Source organism: Paenibacillus chondroitinus NBRC 15376 (genome assembly GCF_004000765.1).
Classification (GTDB): Bacteria; Bacillota; Bacilli; order Paenibacillales; family NBRC-103111; genus Paenibacillus_E; species Paenibacillus_E chondroitinus.
In genome coordinates this window covers 24,042-46,659 of sequence record NZ_BILW01000048.1, presented here as the reverse complement: position 1 = coordinate 46,659, position 22,618 = coordinate 24,042, and the positions used below count along the sequence as shown (strand labels likewise).

19 protein-coding genes and 1 pseudogene are annotated in these 22,618 nt (G+C 46.6%); 16 read left to right on the top strand and 4 right to left on the bottom strand.

All coding sequences use genetic code 11. From position 1 onward, the window contains the following. Positions 1-329: 329 nt before the first annotated feature. The 3 genes and pseudogenes from PCH02S_RS36550 to PCH02S_RS30770 all read left to right on the top strand — a co-directional run. Positions 330-842 (top strand): annotated as a pseudogene (locus PCH02S_RS36550) (TerD family protein); the annotation flags it as partial. Between the two features lie 129 nt (positions 843-971). Beyond that, the gene (locus PCH02S_RS36545; protein ID WP_246069323.1) at positions 972-1,586 is read left to right on the top strand and encodes a vWA domain-containing protein; all 615 of its coding nucleotides are present in this window, start codon (positions 972-974) and stop codon (positions 1,584-1,586) included. A gap of 393 nt (positions 1,587-1,979) precedes the next feature. Then, positions 1,980-2,360, top strand: coding sequence for a NucA/NucB deoxyribonuclease domain-containing protein (locus tag PCH02S_RS30770; RefSeq protein WP_407670147.1), 381 nt, complete (start codon positions 1,980-1,982; stop codon positions 2,358-2,360). Between the two features lie 68 nt (positions 2,361-2,428). On the opposite strand, the gene PCH02S_RS30765 is transcribed toward PCH02S_RS30770, so the two are convergent. Further along, positions 2,429-2,962, bottom strand: a complete 534-nt coding sequence (locus tag PCH02S_RS30765) for a TetR/AcrR family transcriptional regulator (protein ID WP_127457920.1) — start codon at positions 2,960-2,962, stop codon at positions 2,429-2,431. Between the two features lie 115 nt (positions 2,963-3,077). Between PCH02S_RS30765 and PCH02S_RS30760 the strand changes: the two genes are divergently transcribed. After that, entirely contained in the window at positions 3,078-4,124 is a 1,047-nt protein-coding gene (locus PCH02S_RS30760; RefSeq protein ID WP_127457919.1) for an SDR family oxidoreductase, read from the top strand. A 194-nt stretch (positions 4,125-4,318) separates the two neighbouring features. On the opposite strand, the gene PCH02S_RS30755 is transcribed toward PCH02S_RS30760, so the two are convergent. Beyond that, positions 4,319-5,413: a Gfo/Idh/MocA family protein gene (locus PCH02S_RS30755; protein ID WP_127457918.1), complete on the bottom strand. Its 1,095-nt coding sequence runs from the start codon at positions 5,411-5,413 to the stop codon at positions 4,319-4,321. Positions 5,414-5,551: 138 nt separating this feature from the next. On the opposite strand from PCH02S_RS30755, the gene PCH02S_RS30750 reads away from it, so the two are divergent. The 5 genes from PCH02S_RS30750 (at position 5,552) to PCH02S_RS30725 (ending at position 9,004) form a co-directional block, all read left to right on the top strand. Then, on the top strand, positions 5,552-6,397 hold the full coding sequence (locus tag PCH02S_RS30750; RefSeq protein ID WP_127457917.1) for a LysR family transcriptional regulator: 846 nt from the start codon (positions 5,552-5,554) through the stop codon (positions 6,395-6,397). A gap of 412 nt (positions 6,398-6,809) precedes the next feature. Further along, positions 6,810-7,733, top strand: a complete 924-nt coding sequence (locus PCH02S_RS30740; protein WP_127457916.1) for an NAD(P)/FAD-dependent oxidoreductase — start codon at positions 6,810-6,812, stop codon at positions 7,731-7,733. Between the two features lie 29 nt (positions 7,734-7,762). Beyond that, a complete protein-coding gene (locus tag PCH02S_RS30735) occupies positions 7,763-8,002 on the top strand; it encodes a glutaredoxin family protein (protein ID WP_127457915.1) in 240 nt (79 codons plus the stop codon). Positions 8,003-8,046: 44 nt separating this feature from the next. Beyond that, positions 8,047-8,613 (top strand): peroxiredoxin, encoded by a 567-nt coding sequence (locus tag PCH02S_RS30730; protein WP_127457914.1) that lies wholly within the window; start codon positions 8,047-8,049, stop codon positions 8,611-8,613. A gap of 124 nt (positions 8,614-8,737) precedes the next feature. After that, complete coding sequence (locus PCH02S_RS30725; RefSeq protein ID WP_127457913.1) at positions 8,738-9,004, top strand: hypothetical protein; 267 nt, start codon at positions 8,738-8,740, stop codon at positions 9,002-9,004. Positions 9,005-9,075: 71 nt separating this feature from the next. Here PCH02S_RS30725 and PCH02S_RS30720 read toward each other — a convergent pair whose 3' ends face one another. Further along, positions 9,076-10,131 (bottom strand): LacI family DNA-binding transcriptional regulator, encoded by a 1,056-nt coding sequence (locus tag PCH02S_RS30720; protein WP_246069318.1) that lies wholly within the window; start codon positions 10,129-10,131, stop codon positions 9,076-9,078. Between the two features lie 209 nt (positions 10,132-10,340). On the opposite strand from PCH02S_RS30720, the gene PCH02S_RS30715 reads away from it, so the two are divergent. Continuing rightward, positions 10,341-13,472 carry an alpha-amylase family protein gene (locus tag PCH02S_RS30715; protein WP_127457911.1) on the top strand — a complete coding sequence of 1,044 codons (3,132 nt, stop codon included), beginning with the start codon at positions 10,341-10,343 and terminating at the stop codon, positions 13,470-13,472. Between the two features lie 60 nt (positions 13,473-13,532). Here PCH02S_RS30715 and PCH02S_RS30710 read toward each other — a convergent pair whose 3' ends face one another. Next, positions 13,533-13,769 (bottom strand): AbrB/MazE/SpoVT family DNA-binding domain-containing protein, encoded by a 237-nt coding sequence (locus PCH02S_RS30710; protein ID WP_127457910.1) that lies wholly within the window; start codon positions 13,767-13,769, stop codon positions 13,533-13,535. A gap of 264 nt (positions 13,770-14,033) precedes the next feature. Here PCH02S_RS30710 and PCH02S_RS30705 point away from each other — a divergent pair, with 264 nt between their 5' ends. From PCH02S_RS30705 to PCH02S_RS30680, 6 genes are all read left to right on the top strand, one after another. Beyond that, on the top strand, positions 14,034-15,350 hold the full coding sequence (locus PCH02S_RS30705) for an ABC transporter substrate-binding protein (RefSeq protein ID WP_127457909.1): 1,317 nt from the start codon (positions 14,034-14,036) through the stop codon (positions 15,348-15,350). A gap of 81 nt (positions 15,351-15,431) precedes the next feature. Next, complete coding sequence (locus PCH02S_RS30700; RefSeq protein WP_127457923.1) at positions 15,432-16,223, top strand: Nif3-like dinuclear metal center hexameric protein; 792 nt, start codon at positions 15,432-15,434, stop codon at positions 16,221-16,223. Positions 16,224-16,270: 47 nt separating this feature from the next. Then, the gene (locus PCH02S_RS30695; RefSeq protein WP_127457908.1) at positions 16,271-18,337 is read left to right on the top strand and encodes an alpha-glucuronidase family glycosyl hydrolase; all 2,067 of its coding nucleotides are present in this window, start codon (positions 16,271-16,273) and stop codon (positions 18,335-18,337) included. 554 nt (positions 18,338-18,891) lie between these two features. Beyond that, complete coding sequence (locus PCH02S_RS30690) at positions 18,892-19,854, top strand: carbohydrate ABC transporter permease (RefSeq protein ID WP_127457907.1); 963 nt, start codon at positions 18,892-18,894, stop codon at positions 19,852-19,854. Beyond that, complete coding sequence (locus PCH02S_RS30685) at positions 19,851-20,693, top strand: carbohydrate ABC transporter permease (protein ID WP_127457906.1); 843 nt, start codon at positions 19,851-19,853, stop codon at positions 20,691-20,693. Before PCH02S_RS30690 ends, PCH02S_RS30685 begins: the two co-directional genes overlap by 4 nt. A 106-nt stretch (positions 20,694-20,799) precedes the next feature. Continuing rightward, the gene (locus tag PCH02S_RS30680) at positions 20,800-22,557 is read left to right on the top strand and encodes a cache domain-containing sensor histidine kinase (protein WP_127457905.1); all 1,758 of its coding nucleotides are present in this window, start codon (positions 20,800-20,802) and stop codon (positions 22,555-22,557) included. The last annotated feature ends 61 nt before the right edge of the window (positions 22,558-22,618 follow it).

Sequence of the window (22,618 nt, the reverse complement as noted above, 5' to 3'; positions counted from 1 at the left end):
AAAAAGATCTCACTATAAAAGTGAGGTCTATTTTTTTAGAGTTCAGGGAGCAGTTTGCCATCTTGGCAGCTGCTCCTTTTGTCGTTCCGTTTACGGGCAGTAATGTTTAATAAAAAGAAATCCTTTTGCATTGTTTTAAAAAGTTGTCTATAAGATTTAAGTAACTCATTTGGTTGTAAATAATTTCAAAAAAGTGATAAAATACAAACGATATATCCAGATTTTAAAAAATCTATGAGATTGAAAAGGTAATCTTTTGTTTATGAATCAAGTACTAAAAGAATGTCAACTGTAATGTTATCGTCGAACACTACTAAGGGGATATATGAATGCTTCTGTCAAAAGGACAAAAAATAGATGTTACAAAGGGTAAAAACCTATCGAATATAAGCTTGCAATTCGGGTGGCTTTCAGATTCCAGATTGAGCATAGACGCCTCCTGTTTTATATTATCGAATAATAACCGATGCGAAAAGGATGAAGACTTTATTTTTTATGCGAATCCGAACGCGTTAGGTGGTGCAATAACTCATATTCAAGTAGGCGGGGTAGACAAAGAGGCAATAAAAATATGTCTATCAAAACTTCCAGATAGTGCTACAAAAATTGCGTTCTCTCTAACTATTCACGAAGGTGAGAAGTACGGATATAGCATGAAGGATGTCTCAAATATGTATGTAAAACTAATAGATGCCGAGCGTAACGAAGAACTATTTTGTTATGAATATGGATCAGATTTGTTGAAAGAAACAGCAATAGTCGTTGGGGAGTTATATAGGTATAATGGAGAATGGAAATTTAACGCGATAGGTAGCGGATTTTTTGGTGGATTAGAAGCGTTATGCACAAATTTCGGCCTTGTAGTCGAGAAGGAAGATTCGCAGGAAATTATTAAAATTGAGGAGAAACCAGTCTTTTCCTCAATTGATCTACGGAAGAAGATCGTTCAGATAACATTAGAAAAGAAAAAAATGAGTCATGTTGCAGCTAGAGTTGGCTTAGTGCTAGACATTTCGGGATCTATGCAACCATTATACAAGAACGGAACAGTTCAGGAGGTCGTCGAACGGATATTGGCAGTTGCATGTAAGTTTGATGATAATGCGACTTTGGATATTTGGATTTATGATAACGAATTCAGTCGACTGAATGCAGCAACTGAGAGAGATTTTGATCAATATGTGGTAAGAAATATTTTAAATAATAATAATATACATAAGTTTGGTCGTAATAACGAGCCACCTGTAATGGAAGACGTAATTCGTAAATATACGATTGAAAAGGATTCATCTATTCCGGCTTTCATTATCTTTATCAATGATGGAGGAGTTCTAAAGTCGATTAAAAAAGTAATAGTTGAAGCCTCTCTCAAGCCGTTGTTTTGGCAGTTTGTTGGAATCGGAGATTCTGACTTCGAGGTCCTCAAGAAACTAGATACGATGGAAGGCCGAATCGTAGACAATGCTAATTTTATTCATATCAAGGATATTGCTTCCGTTTCCGATGAGATTCTATATAATCAGCTACTAAATGAATTTCCATTATGGCTTAAAGCAGCGACGGATAAAGGAATTATTCGTAAATAAACGCTTGGCATTGTTTTTGGGAAAGTGTTCCTGCTATAGCTAAAAAACAAGAAAAGGCTGCCGATAGTAATCGAATCGGCAGCCTTTTCAATTTTGGTCGAACAATTGCATCAAGTTTATAAAAATAGCACACTATTACCTAAACTTCTTTATACCGATCCTGCTAAAAATAATCGAGGTCCGCCAAATTAGATGCAAAACGGAAAAAATGGTGGGTAATCGAGGGTTTGAAGATTGATATGTAGCTTTTGAATATTTATGTTATGATGCTCCTAAAAGAAGCAGATTTAATTGAATGAACTAGGAAACAAGAAATGAATCTTTGATTGGAAGGGCTGAACCAGCATTAAGAAGAAGTATCTTGTGTTATTAGGCATCATCGTATTCATTGGCATTTCATACTATAGCTTAACTCAACCATTTGATAGTAATGTTTCGCAAACGGACAGTGTTGCATTGACCATTGTTCTTCCAGCTGAGCGCTACCCTGAAACAGCAGCACACATCAAATCAGCAGAAGAGCATGGTAAGACGAATATCTGTACGATTGATCGAAAAGGCGCTGAAGAGAATCGTAAAAAGTCATTGAAAGGAATTCCCACAAAGAAAGGATTTGACCGCGATGAATTCCCTATGGCTATGTGTGCGGAAGGTGGAACAGGTGCGGATATCATGTATGTCACCCCCGAAGACAATAGGGGAGCAGGCTCATGGATCTCAAATCAATTAGAAAAATATCCAGATGGTACAAGGGTTAAAATATTTGCGAAGTAAAATGAAATGGAATTTTTGGAATGTACCCATCGTCCGGGATTTTCATATTGATGGGTTTCTCCTAAATTTTATTTATGAAATAACCGAATAAGCGTCGAGATTTCTACAATGGATTCTTTTTGCCCATTTTTAATCCACATCACCCAAATTTCAAAAACGCCTGCACTCATAAAGTCTATCCAGTAGTTTCGTTTAGCTCCCGTCCAGTCCGGAAAGGGAATAATCTCATCATAAAGCTGAGCAACGTGAGATTTGAAAATTTGATAAAACAGCCCGATATAATCGCCTTCGATCGCCATGTGAAAATCCTTGGAAAGGTCAAGAAAAAAGCTCGTTAGATCGGCTATTTTCTGTTCATGGCTTTTTTGAATGGCGATTTTATTAAATATATCCGCGAATTTAGGTTCGTAGTATTCCTTCAATACTTGTTCAAGGTTTTCAAAATTTCTATAGAATCCCATTCGACTGACGCCGGCTTTTTTGACGACTTCTGAAACGGTTAGTTTTGACAGTCGATTGGTCTTTAAAAGCTCGAGCAACGCAAAAGCAATCCATTCTTTAGTGTCTTTCTTTATGTTTTGGGCGTGTTCCGTCGCTGCCATTACACTTCCTCCATTTTGTCACAGATGTTTGTCTTCCACTTGTTTTAGAGAATATTCAGCTTTAAAATAGTGTACAACTGTTACAAGTGTAACGTCAATGAGAGGAGCATTCACGATGGCGGAGCGTAACAAGCCCTTAGTTCTTGTGACCGGCGGTTCAGGATTTATCGCGGTTCATATTATGTTGAAATTACTCGAGCAAGGTTATAGTGTTCGGGCATCGCTTCGTACCATGAGTAGACAAGATGAAGTAAGAGATATGCTAAGGTCAGGTGGAGTTACCTGTTTTGAAGGCCTGTCGTTTATTCAAGCGGATTTATCTAATGATCATAATTGGGGCGATGCTGTTAAAGGAGCGGAATATGTCATTCATGTTGCTTCCCCGACGCCCAATAAAGTGTATAAAGACGAGAATGAAATGATTCAACCCGCACGCGATGGCGTTTTGCGCGTGCTAAGAGCCGCGCGTGATGCGGGAGTCAAACGAGTTGTTTTAACCTCCGCTTTCGGAGCGATTGGCGTGGGCCACAAGAATCATAAAGGACCTTTCACCGAAAAAGATTGGTCGAATACGGACGTGAACATTCATCCCTATCAAAAATCCAAAACCATTGCCGAAAAGGCGGCCTGGGAATTTATTCGCCAAGAAGGAAACGGTTTAGAACTGGCAACGGTAAATCCAGTTGGCGTGATGGGACCGATCTTAGGCAATGATTATTCTCATTCAAACAGTAGCATTCGTCAGATGCTGGAAAGAAATCAAAAGTATGTCCCTAAAATTTATTCCGATTATGTAGATGTTCGTGATGTTGCCGATTTGCATCTTTTGGCCATGTTGCGTCCCGAAGCAAATGGAGAGCGTTTCATCGCCTCTAGCGCAGAGACGTTGTCGATGTTGGATATTGCGAATATTTTAAGAAAACATTTTGGCGAAGACGCTAAAAACGCGCCAAAAGGTGAACTTCCAAATATTATGGTTCGTGCGATCTCGATCTTCAAACCAAACTTAAGAATGATAGCAACACTCCTGGGACAAGATATGTCAACTAGCAATCAAAAGGCCAAACGTTTACTTGGATGGACACCGCGTTCGGCGGAAGAAGCCATAGCTGCAACAGGAAAGAGCATGATAAAGATCATTAAAGAGCACAAGAAGTCGTAAAAAATATAATGAATAAAACTTCTCGAAATTTATGAAGTAGTGATCATTTAAGAGGCGTTTATGAGTCACCAAAAGGCACCCGATCGGGCCACAATCGGGTGCCTTTTTACTATTCGCCGATATGAGGGTTAAGCAGAACTTTATCACATGTGACGTAGAAAAATTAGGTGTAAGAAATGGCCATCTGTCAAAGCTTATAGCTTCTGTCTAATGCCAGTAGCAGCCGCGAGCTTGATGGTTTCCAGCAGCCTATGCAAGCGGGCCGCGTCGTGGAAGCTGGGCGAAAGAAAAGTACCGCCAAGAATATCCGCGGCAAAACGCTCTTGCGCCTTCGAAACAAGAAACTTCATTGATTCTTCCTCTTCAGGAAATGCCGTGAAGTGCTTGTCGTCATGCGCTGCCGGGATGCCAGAAGCATACAATGTTTGGTACACCTGCAGGTTGCCAAACTGTACATGGCCGACAGAATGCTGCTGCTTCAATTGAAGCATACCTTTCTCTCCGTAAATATCCAATTGAAAACCGGGATAAGTTCCGCCCTGAATATGGACTGACGCGGAGGCACCGCTGCTTAACATCCCCTCAACCATGATTTGGTCGGCTGCGTCTTTGGCAACCTTTTCACCTGATTCCAACACCACCGCCTCATTGTAATTGCAGATCATAATAGCCGACAGCTCCTTAAAGTCCCCAAGCAGGCGGCAAAGCACGTCCAGCGAGTGTCCGCCATTGATGGCTAGAAGCGTTGCGCCGTTTTCCTCCTTTAACAGATAGGAACTGTCACGGCTCGTAACACTCCCCCTGGTGGTCGATAAGCGCATATTGCAGGACAAAACCCGGCCAAGCTCACCGTATTCGATCCGCTGCTTGATGTCTTGGATGACTGTGGATTGTCTGGCCTGAAGACCGACGGCATGATGAATGCCGGCTTGATCGGCAAGCACCGCCAATTCTTCGGCTTGAGTCGCAGTTACTGTCAGCGGCCATTCGCAGTAAATGTGTTTGCCTGCTCCAATAGCTGCTTTGACAGCCTCATAATGAAAAGGAACCTTGATGCTGACGACAACCAGGTCCACCTCTGGGCTTTCGCATAATTCGTTTAGGTTTGTAAAAGCTTGAACCCCACCCAAAGCAGCGGCACTTTCCAAAGCACTTTCCATTTTGGATGTGGCAACCGCCGTTATGCGGTGCTTGTTGCTCATCTGAAGTGCAGGAACGTGCGTTTGGCTTGCCCAGTGATTATTAAGCGACGCTCCGATAATTCCAGTCTTAATAATGGAACCGTTCATCTTGTATGCCTCCTGTTCGGATCTACTTAAAAGCGGCGAAGCAAACCGTCCGCATATCCATAATATAGTGTAGAAACCCCGTCATGAATAATGTATATTTGAGATAGAGATATCATTTTTTTTGATAGAGGGATGACTATGGATATTGAAAATATGATAGCATTTGTTACCGTTGCCGAGCTGAAAAGTGTTTCTGCAGCAGCTTCGAACATGAATCATTTGCAGTCCAACATGACGGCAAAAATAAAAAAGATCGAAAACCATTACCAGAAGCAACTGTTTTTTCGAAGCACTCGCGGAATGGAATTGACACCTGAGGGAGAAAAGCTGTATCGGCAGTATAAAAAACTGCTGCTGCTGTGGGAAGAGACCGAGCAGGAAATGAATCACCGGGAGTTAAAGCTGCGTTTAGGTATCATGCAATCCGTGATCAGCGAAAATATCACAAAAGCATTTTCCGATTTATACGAAAAATACCCCAACATGTCGGTTACGCTCATAACCGGTTCCACTGAAAAGATGGAGGAAGAGTTGATCGAAGGCAATATTGACCTGGCCTATACCTTTGGCAAATCGGACTTGCAGCAGCTCCATTACTGGCCAATCGGCAGTGAAGAACTGGTTCTGGTCGGCAAAAGAGTCAAGACTACAGCAAGTCTGGCCCAATGTTTGCAAAGCGAAAGAATGCTTATCCTGTCCAAAAATTGCTTGTACGCCTCAATTCTGCAGCGCATTTACTCGGCTCACGGCATTCATCTGGCTTCTAAATCAGAGGTCGGTGTATTGGAAACGCTGCTCCGACTTGCTAGCCTAGGCATGGGCATCGCTCTTATTTCCAAAACCAATGTCAGAGAGTTTGGAGTTACAGATTTCATGGAGCTTCCGCAGGAATATCGGTACATTGATAAGTTTTTAGTTACTCGAACAAATTACGAGTTGTCGCCTTTAGAACGGCAGTTTTTTAAAATTAGCCAGAACTTATAAGAGCCGTTACTCAGCCCGCACTTCACCGATCCATCGACAAGGAGACTGGTCGTAGAACCGATCTTTGAAACGGATTTTCAGGAAGCCTCGTTTGGTTTCAGGCCAATGCGAAGCGCAAAGCAGGCGCTTACCGTATCCGAAAGGCGTGCAACCGCAAAGGCAATTGGTTGGTTGACGTCGACATCCAAGCTTACTTCGATACCATCAATCAAGAGAAGCTGATGAAGTAAATGATTGTAGGGACTCTCTTGTCGCTAAGGGGGCTGTTTTCTTGTCGTTGTACTTCCTATCTCCTTATTTATAATTATTATCAAAAAGTATTGACTTTCATCTATATTTATTTATAATAATTATTATATGATATCTATTATCAGTGGACAAGCAGTGGAACGGATAGAAAGGGTGCAGCGCAATGTACGATGTCATTATTATTGGAGCAGGACCGGCAGGAGCTTCAGCTGCCATCTATACAGCTAGAGGAAACTTGAAGACGCTGGTGATTGATAAGGCGCCGAACACGGGAGCATTGGCCATCACGCACAAAATTGCCAATTACCCAGGGGTCATTGGGGCCTTGTCTGGCAAGGAACTGCTGGATACGATGCGGGAGCAGGCAAAAGGCTTCGGCGCTGAATTTATTCAAACGACAATTACGGCTGTAGATGTGGAAGATGAGACGAAAGTCGTGTTTACGGCGGACGGTATGTATGAAGGCAAATCGATTATCATTGCGACGGGGTCGAAAGGACGCAACCGTATGCTTCCTGGTGAGGAGAATCTGCTTGGGCGTGGCGTGAGTACTTGTGCAACGTGTGACGGAGCTTTTTTTGAGGGGAAAACGGTCGCAGTCATCGGTGATTCGGAAGAAGCGCTGGAAGAAGCTCAGGCACTGAGCAAATTTGCGGAAAAAATCCACTTCGTGGTGCCGCGCCCTGAATTGCAAGGCGTTCATCATACACCGGAAATACCGGGTACGGACATCCTCTACAAAGCCAAACCGCTTGAAGTGCTTGGCACCAATAAGGTAGAAGGGCTTCGCATTCGCACAGGTGTTGGTACGGAGGAAGTGCTTGAAGTGGACGGCGTTTTCGTCTTCTTATCCGGCAGCAAACCGGGGACAGACTTCCTGCAGGGCCAAGTGCCGCTGGATGAAGAGGGTTTTATGATTCTCGACAGCTCGATGCAATCATCGGTTCCAGGCGTTTTTGGCGCAGGCGAAGTTAGACGCACACCTGTTAAGCAAGCAGTCGTTGCAGCTGCGGATGGAGCGATTGCGGCCATGGCCGTTGATAAATTTATTAATAAACGGGCTCAATTGATCCCGCAATATAAATAATCTTACAACCTATTAGGAGATGAAATCATATGTCTAATGTCATTGTTTATTCCAGCACGAATTGCCCTTATTGCCAGCAGTTAAAAAAATACTTAACCGATCAGCAAGTGGCCTATGAAGAAAGAAATATTGATCTCAATGACCAATATGGCCAAGAGCTTCATGATATGGGCATGATGTCACTGCCGGTAACGGTGATTGGCGAACACAAAATTCTAGGTCTCAATGTGACCAAGCTCAAAAAGGCTTTGGCTGAAGTAACTGTTTAATCCACAATCCACATAAAATAGATAGATAAAGAGGAGAGAGAACCATGACACAATTAACCGCACAACCATCCCCATCTTTTGCTAAAATAGGACTGCCAGCACCAAGCTTTTCACTCTTGTCCACGAAAAACATGGAAACTTTAGAAGAAAAAATTTCTCTTGAGGACTACAGAGGCAAGTGGTTAGTATTCTTCTTCTGGCCTTTCGATTTCACTTACGTATGTCCAACGGAAATTACGGCTTTCAGCGACAACTATGAAGAGTTCCTTGACTTGGACTGTGAAATCGTAGGTGCATCCGTGGATAGCGTGTACACGCATAGAGCCTGGACACAAACGCCGCGCGATCAAAGCGGTATCGGTCCCGTGAAATTCCCGCTCGTCAGCGATTTCTCCAAAGAAACAGCACGCGCTTATGGCGTTCTGGACGATGAAACAGGTGCGGCTCACCGCGGGTTGTTCATTATCGACCCTGAAGGCGTGCTTCGCTACCAAGTCGTGACAGACATGAACGTTGGACGTTCGGTAGACGAGACGCTGCGTGTGCTTCAAGCGCTTCAAGCCGGAGGACTTTGCCCGGCGAACTGGAAACCCGGCGACAAAACGCTATAATTGTTAAGTTTAGCATGCCCCAATCCGTATATCATTCACGGATTGGGGCTTTTGTGTGCATTCGGGGCTGCATTTGCAGTATAATTAGGAAGGCAAATGAGGCAACGACAGAAAGGTTAGATCGATGATGCAGTCCATTTCGGACAAACTATTTATGGGTTCTTTGATTTTACTGATGATTTCCGTTGTGGTCAGCGGTATCGGGTTTCAATTCGTGAACTGGCGCACGCAAGTGACAGATGAGTTGGATGAGGAGACGAATTCCAGTTCCGCCCGCAAGAAGGCGGTCATGGAGCGTCAAGATAAGAGCTTAAAACGTGTGATTCGTTCCTATTTATTTTGGATCGCGATTGCAGGCATGCTCGTATCCGTCCTACTCTCTCGATTGTAGGCTCTTTTAATACAGAAAAAGGCATATAGCGGCTCTTGGAGCCATGCTATAGGCCTTTTTCTTTTTCTCATTTAACCGGAATCTCGCGCGATGAAACGGGACGAGAGGATGATTTTCTCTGCTTGCCTGCCCGGGTGTTTAAGCCGGTACAGGAGAGTTTCCACTGCCCGAATGCCAAGCGATTCTTTCGCAAGCTCAATGGTGCTAAGAGGCGGATGCGCATAGGCGGAGGCATCAATGTTATCAATCCCGATGACCTTAACCTGACCCGGAACATCGATGCCATGGCGCTTAAGAAGGGGAATCAGCTCCAGCGCGATTTGATCGTTAGCACAAATCATGCCTTCGGGCAGGCTTTCAGGTGAAAGTGCCGACACTTTGCGCTCCAGGTATTGGAGAACCTGACGACTCTGGTAGGGAATACTCCATTTCTTTAACGAGTAGTCCTCGTCCGGTTTGCTCAAATCTTCCATGGCCATTCGGCAGCCCCAGAAGCGCTCCTTGAAGCTGATGGCAAATTGATCATCGCCGACAAAAACAAGCCGTTTCAAGCCGGTGGCGAGAAGGCGTTGACAGGCCATTTTACCCGAGTCCAAATTATTGTTGAGAACGCAATCCACATCCACCAGAGGTTCGGAATGGTCAATTAATACGAGCGGAATCCCGGTTTGTTGGAGTGAGATGACCGAAAGGGTAGGAAAAGTTCCTGCCAGAAGATGGCCCGCGCAGTGATCAGGATTCACATACGAAGGAATCTGCAGCTGTTCGTTATGATGAGCCGGAACAGGGATGATCAGATGCTCGAAGCCCAGATCTTTGCTGGCTGCCCCGATCCCCGCGAGAACTTTTCCCCAGAAGGGATTATCCTGCTGATAAATGGCCTGAATCCAAACCAGAATGTAAGGCGTTTGCCCGTTCGCGCTCATCGGTTCATTATTCAGGCTTCCAGGGGTCTGCGCTGCTGATTGGATGAGGTATCCCATGGCTTTCGCCATTTCTTGAATACGCAGCCGGTTCTCCTCGCTTACACCTGATTTTCCGGATAACGCTTGGGACACGGTATATTTAGACAGTCCTAGCCGATCTGCTATTTGCTGCATGGAAACTTTTTTGCTCAATGAATGCACCTACTTAATTAAAATCATAATTCACATAACAAAACTAACAAAACCTATTGTCGGCTAAGAAAGATATATTGTCAATCTACAAGGAAGTTTATGTATAAAAATGAATTGACGTTAAGAGTGAAAATGATTACAGTAGGGGTGTCGAATTAGATGTTAGCCTAACAAAAATAACGAATAATGAAATACGAAACACAACGGGAGGTTTTAAAATGGGTAACTGTATAATTTTTTATGATGCAGCGTTTCCTTATGAAGGCACACGGCCGGACAGCCGCAGTCTAGATGCATTGGCACAATTGGGTCGCATTGTTGGCGCTGAGGAGTTACCGGAAGTTTTGCTGCAAGGGACGGCTGACAATTTCCTTCATCTTCATGGGCGGTATTTTCCAAAAGCAGCTTGGGAAGCGGTGATGTCTCATGTTCGCAGAGGGAAAGGGCTGCTTCATATCGGGAGCGCGCCATTTCGAGTACCGGTTTATCCAAGCAGCGAGGGATGGACGGCGGAAGCAGAGCAAACCGGCTACCACCAGCTTTTGCAGATTCACGAGGTGCTTCCTGTCGATCCTGCGCCGATTGCCCGTTATGCGGCTCATGCGGATCTGCCTTTGCTAGCCGGCAAAGAAGCGCTGTTTCAAGTGCAGCCAACGGTTGGTCTTGCGCTTCACGTAACTCGCGCGGATGATCATCCGGGTCAGATTGGCTCGAGCGGGCCGATGGACGCCCATTTTTTGCCGCTGCTGAAAGGAATTTCTTCGGAGGGCCGTGAAGTTGCGGCGCCAATCGTGCTGCTGGAGAACACGAAGGGTGATTTTGCAGGCGGACGCTGGATTTTCGCAAACTTGGTAACGGATGATGCCTTCTGGACACAAGGGGGAGCGGAAGTGCTGAGGGACTTGGCTGCCTTTACGGCGCGGGGGGGAACCGAAATTTGGTTCAAGCCGAACTACGCCTGTTACGATCCTGGTGACCGAGCGGCATTGACCATTCAATTGCAAACGCTTGCCAATCGCGAAGCAGCTGCCTCGGCTAATACGTCGTGGACATTCGATGTTCAAGTGAAGAAAGACGGCGTTTCGGAGCCGTTATGGTCAACTTCTGTTCAAATGGATGCATCCCGCGAGCTGACTTATAAAAAAATGAATGTGCAGGTCGATCTGGAGCCTGGTTATTATTCGGCGGTATGTACAGCCGTTGCCAATACAGGAGAGACGCGCATCTACCAGCAGGGTTTCTGGGGATATGATGCGGAATTGCTGCGCGAAGGAACACCGCTTTCCTGCGATCGCGACTATTTCATCAAAGATGGACGTCCGCTGCCGATCGTTGGCATGACCTATATGACGAGCGATGTGGCGCGGAAATTTCTTTTTCTGCCTAACGTATCGGTTTGGGACAAGGATATCGCACAAATGGTCAAAGCAGGGATTAACCTGCTGCGCACAGGGATTTGGTCCGCATGGCGCCAAGTTATGTTCGTTGATGGCCATCCCTACGAGGAAGTGCTGCGTGCTATTGATGCTTTCATTTTGACTTGTAAAAAGCACAACATTGATGTCACGTTTAATTTCTTCGCCTTTACACCGGAGATGTGGGAGGGTGTCAATCCGTATCTGGATCCGCGCAGCGTGGAAGCTCAGAAGCGATTTATTTCGGCCGTCGTGTCGCGCCATAAAGAAACAACGAATGTCCATTGGGATCTGATCAATGAGCCGTCCATGTTTAACCCGAATAAGCCATTTTCCGGGCCGCAATCCGCTCAGGACAAATTTGAGAAAGCAGCGTTCACAGCATGGCTGGAGAACCGTCACGGCGATATTCGCAAGCTGCAGGAGCGTTGGAATATGACGCCAATGGAACTGCCCGATTTTCAGAGCGCAAAACTCCCCGATGTTTCGGAAATGAACATGAAGACGACTGAAATGCTGGAGAAAAAAGGCGGACCATGGCTGGATTATACGTATTTTACGATGGATATGCATAATCGCTGGGCTCAGGAGTTAATTGCGACCATTCGCAGCATCAATCCTGCTCATTTGGCAACGGTCGGTCAGGATGAGGGACTTGGTGCACTGCGTCCATCACCATTTTTCTATGCGGAAGCAGTGGACTATACGACGGTTCATACGTGGTGGTTAATGGATCAGTTAGTGTGGGACGGTATTTTCTCCAAAGCGCCGGATAAGCCGAGCCTGATTCAGGAAACCGGCATTATGTATATAGAAACAGCTGATGGACGGGCAAAACGTTCAGAATATGAGCTGCGGAATATTCTGGAGCGCAAGTATGCCTATGCCTTTTCGACCGGTGGGGCGGGCGCTGTGCAGTGGATTTGGAATATTAACTTTTATATGAACAATATTAATGAATCGCACATCGGTGCGCTGCGTGCAGATGGCACGGAGAAACCGGAAGCGGATGTTTCGTATGATTTTGGCGCTTTTATGGGCGGTATTCGAGATTTGTTCGTAGACCGTCAGTTGGAGGAAGTTGTGGCTATTTTCCCTTACTCCAATGATTTTTCAACCCGAAGATTAGCTGGCGAAGCCACTTCCAAGCTTACTCGTACGTTGGCGTATTCAATGAATGTGCCTTTCCGTGGCATGGGTGAGTATCAATTGGATGCTTTGGAACAAAATCCTCCCAAGCTGATTATTGTACCTAGTGCTCATAATTTCAGCGATGAAGCGTTGGAAAAGCTCACTCAGCATGTGCGCACGCATGGCGGAACGCTTTTATTCACAGGGCCGCTTGGACTGAATGAATACTGGACACCGGTATCGCGTCTGACGGACGTGGTGGGCGAGACGTTGCTGAGCAACATTTTGCGGGAAGAAATGATGGTCTTGAACGGCAGCCAGTACCCAGTCTCCTTCGGCGGTGCCCGGATTTCGCAAGTGAACAAAGAGATCGCGCTCTCTGAAGGTGATGATGAGCATAGCGGATGGAGCTCTGGGCACGGAACCACCCGCCGTTATGCGATTGGCAAAGGACAGCTCATCTGGTGTCCGCTGCCGGTTGAATTAAATGAACGCGGTGAAAGTATAGAAGCGTTGTACAGCTATGCTTTGGCGGAAGCCGGCGTATCAGAGGAAATGACGTGGGTGAAAGGCGGGCAACTGCCGGGGGTTTACGGGCGCAAGCTGAGCTTTGCCCAAGGTTCATTGTATATTTTCGTGTCGGAATACAGCGTAGATACATTGATCGAAGTAAAAGATCCACGCACTGGCCGAAGCTATGTCTTTGAGCTTGAGTCGGAGCGTACCGTCATGTTCGCGACAGATCGGGAAGGCGTATTGTTAGCTGTTTACCGCCCGAATCAAGTGGTCGTCAACGTGAAATAAATAAAAAAGCCTCTGCACCGCAGCAGCTGACGACAGTCAGCCAGCGGACAGAGGCTTTTATTAATTGATTTCTTCAACGCAGGAGCTACAAACCATTTTCCCTTTGAAATAGGTCATATCCTCGAAATTACCGCAGAATACACATGCGGGCATATACTTTTTCAAGGTGATACGTTCCGGATCGACATAGACTTCAATGGCGTCACCAATATCAATGTGCAGCGTTCTCCGAAGTTCAATCGGCAAAACGATGCGCCCTAACTCGTCAACTTTCCTTACAATCCCCGTTGATCTCATGTTAAACAGCCTCCTGGACAATTTGAGTTTAATCGTTTCATTACATGGATAACTACCTTATTCCACATTTGAACTTGAATTCCTTTTATTTACTCGAAGGTATTATGTTAAACTTTGCATAAGTATTGGAGGATGCCTATAATGGTGATCAATATCGGGCAAATTTAAAATAATTCGTGCATCTCTCTTATATAAAGCCTAATCCACTATTGGTACTATAAATGTAAGCAAAACATCACTGACAAAGTAGGGGGATTACAAACGATGATTAAATGGAAGCGTTCTCTAGGCGTTGTGTTAGCGACCGCGTTGGCCGGATCTCTAGTAGCCTGTGCAAACGGCGGCAATACAAATAGCAAGGCAGATACACAAGGCACAGCGACAGCAACAACCGCGGCGGCTTCGAATGAGCCGGTGAAATTACGCATTATGTGGTGGGGGGCTACGGTTCGCCATGAAGCGACACTCGCTGCATTGAAATTGTATACGGAAAAGCATCCTAACGTTACTTTTGAGCCTGAGTATTCCGGTATTGACGGGTACTTGGACAAGCTGTCTACGCAAGCGGCTGCGAATAATGCGCCGGATATTATGCAGCTTGATCCAGGTTGGATTTCCGATTGGGCGGGACGCAATCAATTGGCTCCGCTGACAGGTGTTGATGTGAGCAAAATCGATACGAAAGTATTGTCTGGTGGACAAGCTGGAGGCAAGCAGTATGCGATGCCTTTAGGTTCAGTGGCCTACGGGATGATCTACGATAAAGCTGCTATGGACAAGCTTGGTTTGAAAGCTCCGGAAAACGGCTGGTCATGGGATAATTTCTTTGCGCTTGCGAAAGAAGCAAAAACGAAGCTTCCGGAAGGTCAATACTTCACGAAGGATTATGCCGGTGATTATTTCGCTTACTCCGCCTTCCAATATGCAAAAGGCAAAGGCATGGTCGTATCGGAAACGGGGAAATTCAATGTGGATCAGGCTACTTTCTTAGAGTGGACGCGTAATTTTGATGAGATGCGTAAAAATGGCATCGTACCTCCTGCGGATGTGAACTCCTCGGACAAAGAGTTTGATCCGAAAATGGATTTGATGGTTAACGGTAAAATTTTGTTCCGCATGGGCTTTTCCAGCAACTATGGCTCTTGGGATAGCTTGAAAAAGGGCGCTTATGCCCTTGTTACCATGCCTCGTACGGTTGAAGCGGGCGGTTGGTTGAAACCATCCTTGTACTTGGGTGTTTCCGCAACATCGAAAAAAGCGGAAGAGGCGAAGAAATTCGTGGATTGGTTCGTCAACGATCCGGAAGCTGCCAAAATTTTGACAACCGTACGCGGTTTGCCGGTTAACAAAGACATTGCCGCATCCTTGGAGTCCAGCATGAGCGATGTTGATAAAATCGGATCTGCGCTCCTGCACGCAACCGAGAAAGACGGCCAAACCTGGAATCCAGGCGTGAAAGGCTGGACGAACTATATCGATAAGGATTGGCCGCTTGTTCGCGATCAACTGAGCTTCGGAAAATCGACGCCGGAGCAAGCTTTCCAACAACTGAAAGTGGCGGCACAAGCCTACGAAAAATAAGGCGAAAACGAGTCCGGGACATGCCTGTCCCGGCTCTTGTTTGTTTACTGTATAACTCGGGAGAGAAAGGGACTGATGGTTATGGCGATTCGCGTTCAAGATGTCCTGAATCAGTTAATCGAGCCGGTTGGACGGCTGGAGGTAACGGTGGATACGCTGAAGTCGGGTGACCCCTCGATGGAAGTAAAGGGTATTGCTGCGACGTTCATGGCAACCCATGATGTTATTCAAAAGGCCATTGAAAAAGGTGTGAATTTGCTCATTACGCATGAAGGCAACTTTTATCATCATCATGACCAGATTGGGCATCTCGTAGATGATCCGGTTTATCAAGCGAAACGAAAGCTGATCGAGGATTCCGGGATTGCGATTTTCCGGTTCCACGATTATTGGCATCGATATCGGCCGGATGGTATCATGACGGGCTTAATTCAGAGCTTAGAATGGGCGCCGTTTGTAACGGAAAATAGACCTGCGGCTTCGCTGCTGACGGTTCCGCCAATGACGGTACAGGAGCTTGCTCTTTATGTGAAAAATAAGCTGGGTATCTCCTTTGTGCGAGTTGTCGGTGACGGGTCAATGATTTGTACGCGCATCGGACTGCTTGCGGGATATAGAGGCGGGGGAGGCATGGCCATTCCTCTCTTTCAGGAAGAGGTGGATGTGATCATCGCCGGGGAAGGTCCCGAATGGGAAACGCCGGAATATGTGCGTGACGCTGTGCACCAAGGCAGGAAGAAAGCTTTCATTGCACTCGGACATGCGGAAAGCGAAGAGCCAGGTATGAAATATTTGGCGGAGATGTTGGCGGCGTTATATCCGAGTCTGCCCGTACATTTCATTGCGGAAGAGCAGGTTTTTCAAGTGATGTAATCACTAAATACTAGAATAATCATGACAGGGAGAGGAAGATTTTTCTCATGAGCGATACAACAACACAACAAACCGGCTACCAGGCTTGGCTTGAATACCACCCAATTGCGCTGAACCAGGTTGAACAGTATGCCGGATACAGCGGAATTGTTTGTACGGAAAAGGAAGAAGCGATTCAAACAGCTGTCCAAGAACTGTCCCGCGGTATCAGCAAGATGCTGGGCAAGGAGCTTGCTGTCTCTGGAAATGGCGAAGACAAAGTTGTGTTTGCGCTGGGTACATTCGGCGGCGGTAATGCGCTGGTAGATCGCACTTTTGACGAAGGGACTCGATCAGCTATTAAAGCTGAAGGGTTTGCGATCAAAACGGATCAAGCGAGCGGAAGTCTGGTTATCGGTGCTTCGTCGGCCTCCGGGGTTTTGTATGGGGTCTTTCATCTGCTTCGACTTATTAGCACTCATCAATCCGTGAACAAGTTAGATATAATTGAAAATCCAGTGAACATGCTGCGCATGATAAATCAATGGGATAATATCGATGGTAGTATTGAACGGGGCTACGCAGGGAAGTCGATATTTTTTGAAAATAACCGCATCACAACGGATCTGACACGCGTTCGCGATTATGCAAGATTGCTGGCTTCTTCGGGGCTCAATGCGATTTCAATCAACAATGTCAACGTTCATCACTGGGAAACGAAGTTCTTGACCGAAGAGTACCTGCCGGATGTTGCTAGGGTAGCTGGCGTGTTCCGTTCGTACGGCATCAAGCTGTTCTTGAGCGTCAACTATGCCAGCCCGCTTGAAATTGGCGGCCTATCGACGGCCGATCCGCTTGATCCTGCTGTACGCGAATGGTGGCGTGTTAAAGCAGCTGAAGTGTACGCCGCGATTCCGGATTTCGGCGGCTTCCTGGTGAAGGCGGATTCGGAGAATCGCCCAGGGCCGTTTACGTATGACCGCGATCATGCGGACGGCTCGAATATGCTGGCGGAGGCGCTTAAGCCTTACGGCGGCATTGTGATTTGGCGCTGCTTCGTCTATAACTGCAAGCAGGATTGGCGTGACCGGGCGACCGATCGGGCGCGGGCGGCGTATGATCATTTTAAACCGCTGGATGGTAGATTCATGGATAATGTCATTCTGCAGGTGAAAAATGGCCCGATGGATTTCCAAGTGCGGGAGCCTGTTTCTCCGCTGATTGGCGCCATGGAGGCGACAAATCAAATGATCGAATTCCAGATTACACAGGAATATACCGGTCAGCAGCGCCATTTGTGCTACCTCGTGCCACAATGGAAAGAAGTCCTTGATTTCGAGACTTACGCCAAAGGTGACGGCTCCAGTATTAAACGTATTGTCGATGGTTCTCTCTATGGCAATCGATTTAGCGGTTTTGCCGCCGTCTCCAATATCGGAAACGATACTAATTGGACAGGCCATTTGTTGGCGCAAGCGAACCTGTATGGCTACGGCCGTTTGGCGTGGAATCCGGAGCTGTCCGCGGAAGAGATCGCGGAGGAGTGGATTCGCATGGCGCTTGGCGGGGACGAGAAGCTGGTGAGCGTTGTTATGGGGATGCTCATGGACTCATGGAGCATTTATGAAGCGTATACGTCGCCGCTCGGCGTGGGCTGGATGGTGAATCCAGACCATCATTACGGCCCGAACGTAGACGGCTATGAGTATTCGAAGTGGGGGACGTACCACTTTGCGGATTGTCATGGCATCGGCGTCGACCGGACGAAGGCGGCAGGGACGGGGTATGCTGCGCAGTACAAGGGCAAGAACTACGAGACCTATGAGTCGGTTGAAAACTGTCCGGATGAGCTGCTGCTGTTTTTCCATCACGTGCCGTATACGCATGTGCTGCACTCGGGCCAAACCGTGATTCAGCATATTTATAACACGCATTTTGAAGGCGTGGAGCGGGCTGAGCAGCTGGTGGCTAAGTGGGCTAGCCTGGAAGGAAGCGTTGGCGAGCTGGTGCATAAGCAAGTAGCGGATCGCCTCGCGGAGCAGGCGACGCATGCACAAGAATGGCGCGATATGATCAACACGTATTTCTACCGGAAAAGCGGTATTGCGGATGCGCTGGGAAGAAAGATTTATTGAGATTAGTTAAGGAGCAGCGTATTTGGCTGCTTCTTTTTTTATGCGCAGACTGGTTCTGGAATAAGCAAAGCTTACCCCCAATTTCTTTGTGCTGAGCACTCCACCCCATGAAATTTGCTGCTATCGCTTGGACGGTGGTTCCCTGGAGGGAACTACAAGGCGCTATTTCATCGAAATAGGCTCTTTTTCGCTCGGAGCGGAACTGTGGGTCGCTATTTGTCCGTTTTCTTAAAGAAAACGGGATGAGGCGCTCAAATAAAGCCCTGTAGTTCCGCTTGAACGCGGAAACGGTTTGAATTGTCTAGAATAGCGGCCTGTAGTTCCTCAAGGGTGGTATCGTCGACCAACTTAACTCAGAATGTGGTTACTGGGGCTTAACAGCAAGGTGGGAATTAGCAGGAGTTATCGGCGTTATTTCAGGGAGATACGACGCCATCCCCCCTCTTTTCGGGATATTTTAAAAGAATTCGAGGATTCCTCTCATTTAGTACCTGGAGATAAGCCTTTATACTTGAGATATACAAGTAATCAGACTAATGCAGAGGTGAACTTACATGAATCGTTCCACAGCCGTTGCCGTGAAAGCCGCTGCGAGCACGAAGAAACGCCGTTCTTTCCTAAGTCGCTGGGACGCGCCAATTGCGGGATATTTATTTATTTTACCGTGGCTGCTCGGATTCTTCGGGCTTACCGCGTATCCCATGTTTTTATCGTTGTACTACTCCTTCACTGACTACACGCTGATGGAACCTATTAGTTGGGTCGGACTTCATAACTATGAGAGAATCTTCACGGCAGACGCGAAGTTTCTGCAATCCGTCAAAATCACATTCTTCTACGTGCTGGCCTCCGTACCACTGAAGCTGGCTGCGGCTCTATTAGTCGCTTTACTGCTGAACAAAGCCATGAGAGGAATCTCGGCTTACCGTACGGCGATTTATTTCCCATCCCTGATTGGGGGCAGTATCGCGGTATCCTTGCTTTGGCGGAATATTTTCGGCGTCGATGGTATTTTCAATGAAATCCTCGCGAAGTTCGGCATTCAAGGCATTGGCTGGATTACTAATCCTAGCACGGCCTTGTGGACGCTTATTTTATTAACCGTATGGCAATTCGGATCCTCGATGGTTATTTTCTTAGCGGGACTAAAACAAATTCCAAGTGATCTGTATGAAGCTTCAGGCGTGGACGGAGCGAACCGATTTGTGCAGTTTTTCAAAATTACACTGCCGATGCTTTCCCCAACTTTATATTTCAACTTGATTATGGGTGTTATTAACGCATTTCAAATGTTCACCTCGGCTTATGTCATCACAAACGGCGGTCCAATGAACTCGACTTACGTCTATGCCATGTACTTATACGAGAGGGCCTTCAGCCGATACCAATTGGGGTATTCTTCTGCACTGGCCTGGATCATGCTCATTATGATTGTTATCGTAGCGGCTATTATTGCGGGCACCTCCAAATACTGGGTATTCTACGAAACCGATGCAGGAGGTAAAAAGAGCAAATGACGATCAAATGGAGTCAAGCTGTCCGTCACTTATTCATGATTGCCTTCAGTTTATTGATGGCTTATCCGGTCCTTTGGTGGATCGGCGCATCCCTTAAATCCAATAGTGAATTAAGTTCGCCGAACTTATTTCCGGCCTCGCCGCAATGGAGCAATTTTGTAAAAGGTTGGAATTCGGTTCCGGGACATTCGTTCACTGATTTTTATCTCAACACGTTCGGATTAGAAATTGCCGTTCTTGCCGTAACTTTGCTTTCCAGCACGCTTGTCGCGTTCGGTTTCGGCCGTCTGAATTTCCCGCTCAAAACCTTCTGGTTCTCGCTGCTTATGGTCACGTTGATGCTTCCGGGACAAGTGCTCATTATTCCGCAGTATGCGATGTTCCATCAGTTGGGTTGGGTGAACACGTACCTGCCGTTTATTGTGCCTCATTTGCTCGCCAGTGGCGCTGGTGGAACATTCTTCGTCTTCCTGCTCATCCAATTCGTACGCGGCATTCCGAAAGAACTGGATGAATCGGCGAAAATAGACGGCTGCTCCTGGTTCGGTATTTACTGGCGAATTGTTATGCCGCTTACGAAACCGGCAATTGTTACGGTCATGATTTTCTGCTTCCTTTGGAATTGGGACGATTTCTTAGGGCATCTGCTCTATATTAACTCGGTCGATAAATATACAGTCGGTTTGGCTCTTCGCATGATTAATGATTCCCAGTCCGGCCAAGAGTGGGGCCAGCTGCTGGCGATGTCGCTTGTTTCGATTATGCCTGCGACACTTGTCTTCATGTTCCTGCAGAAGTACTTTGTCGAAGGGATTGCAACGTCGGGCATTAAAGGATAAGATGAAAAACAAATAAGGAATCCATAGAACGGTAAAGCGGCGAAGCAGTTTCGTTGTTTTACCGTTTCTTTCGCCTAATCGGATACTTAATGGGAGCGAAGACCGCATGACGAATCCTTTTAAAAAGTTTAGAATCGATCACCTGTTTTTCCGCAGTTTTGCCGGATTTATTATTGTTGTATTGGCTTGCAGCGTATGGGCCAGTTATAGCATTTCGTCCAAAGAGCTTGCCCAAACGACGTTTCAATACCAACAGAAGCTGCTGGATGAGCTGAATAACGAAATCACGACAAGGCTTGTTACCATCGAGCAAATCTCTTTGTCTACATCGCGCGACAACGAGCTCATCACCTTCCTGGTTAATAAGCAAGATGAGTTCGATCGTTATCGTAGATCAATCGGGGTTGAGAAAGCGCTTGCGAACTTGACGTATTCCATTCCACTTATCCAAGGCATTGATTTGTATATGAACCGACCGTTAGAGGGCGACGCGAAGAGCTACATCCAGTTCCGGGACATGGCGGATTTGGATAAGCAGTCATGGTCAACGCTGTTGACAGGCAATGATTTTACATGGTCGATCGAGCATTTTATTCCCAGTTTTCAAGGCGATGTGCCGGTCCTGAGCTTTGCCAGAAAAATTATGTATGACGACAAATACTTAGGTGTGCTGGTCATCCACGTGAAAGCGGATCAGATTAGAAGTTTGCTGGCGGGTCATTCTTCGGAAGCGAACCGGATCATGATTGACTCGCGGGGAGAGCAGTTTCTAAAGATTGGTCAGATCCCTGATCATACCGAATTGTCCAAATGGATGGAAAGCGGTGTGAAACAGAAGCAGTCGGGTTACGTGCGCACCAAAGGCAGCAGCGAAGCGGGCGATTCCCTTTTGGTTTACTCAAAGTTACTCGATTCTAACTGGACGCTGGTTGAAATCACGCCTTGGCAGCAAATTACCGCAGGCAGTATCAGATTGGCCGAAGTCATCGGCATCATTGGTATTGCGGCTGTCCTGCTGACGCTGATTTTGACGCACTTCTTGAGCCGCCAGTTTACGAAGCCCATCAAGAAACTCGTGAACGCAATGGGCGTTTATTCGGTAGGCGGCAATAATGTGGAGCTCCCAGTCGATTATCAAAATGAGTTCGGCTACTTGTTCGCTGGATACCGCAAACAAAATGAGCGGATCGAGGAGTTGTATCTCTCCTTGCAGCGAAGATACGAGCAGCAGCGCAAGGCGGAAATTGAGGCGCTGCAGGCGAATATTAACCCGCACTTCCTCTACAATACGCTGGATCAGCTGAATTGGATGGCGATCGAAGCGGGGCAGGATGAGATTAGCCGTATTTTGGAGCTCATGGGACGTATGTTTCGGATTGGCCTCTCGAACGGGGACAGCTTTATTACGATCGGCGAGGAGCTTATGCACATCGAGTGTTATTTGGAAATTCAGCAGCTGAGGTGGCGAACGGGGCTTGAGTATGGCATCGAGGCGTCCCCGGACATCCGCAAGCTGTTCATCCCGAAACTGACATTGCAGCCTTTTGTGGAAAATGCGATTGTTCATGGCTTTAACTCACGCAGACAGGGTCATATTCAGATTCTATTGCAGGATACTCCGAATCATATTCAGATTATCATTGATGACGATGGCATCGGGCTCCAGCAAGTGGCGGAAAAGAAGCACAAACGCCATACAGGCGGTTATGGTATTCGGAACGTCAGAGAACGAATTGCGGGATATTTTGGCGGTGAATATGGCATTACGCTGCAGGAACGGCCAGAAGGAGGAACCCGTGTCGTCATCGTGCTGCCCCGTCTGGTTCAGCCGCCCGTGAAGGATCAGATAGAGAAAGCGGAGTAGTTCGTTGTATTTTAAAATAAATCGTTCAATCCTCTCATTTCAAAGATGGGCTTGTATTGAT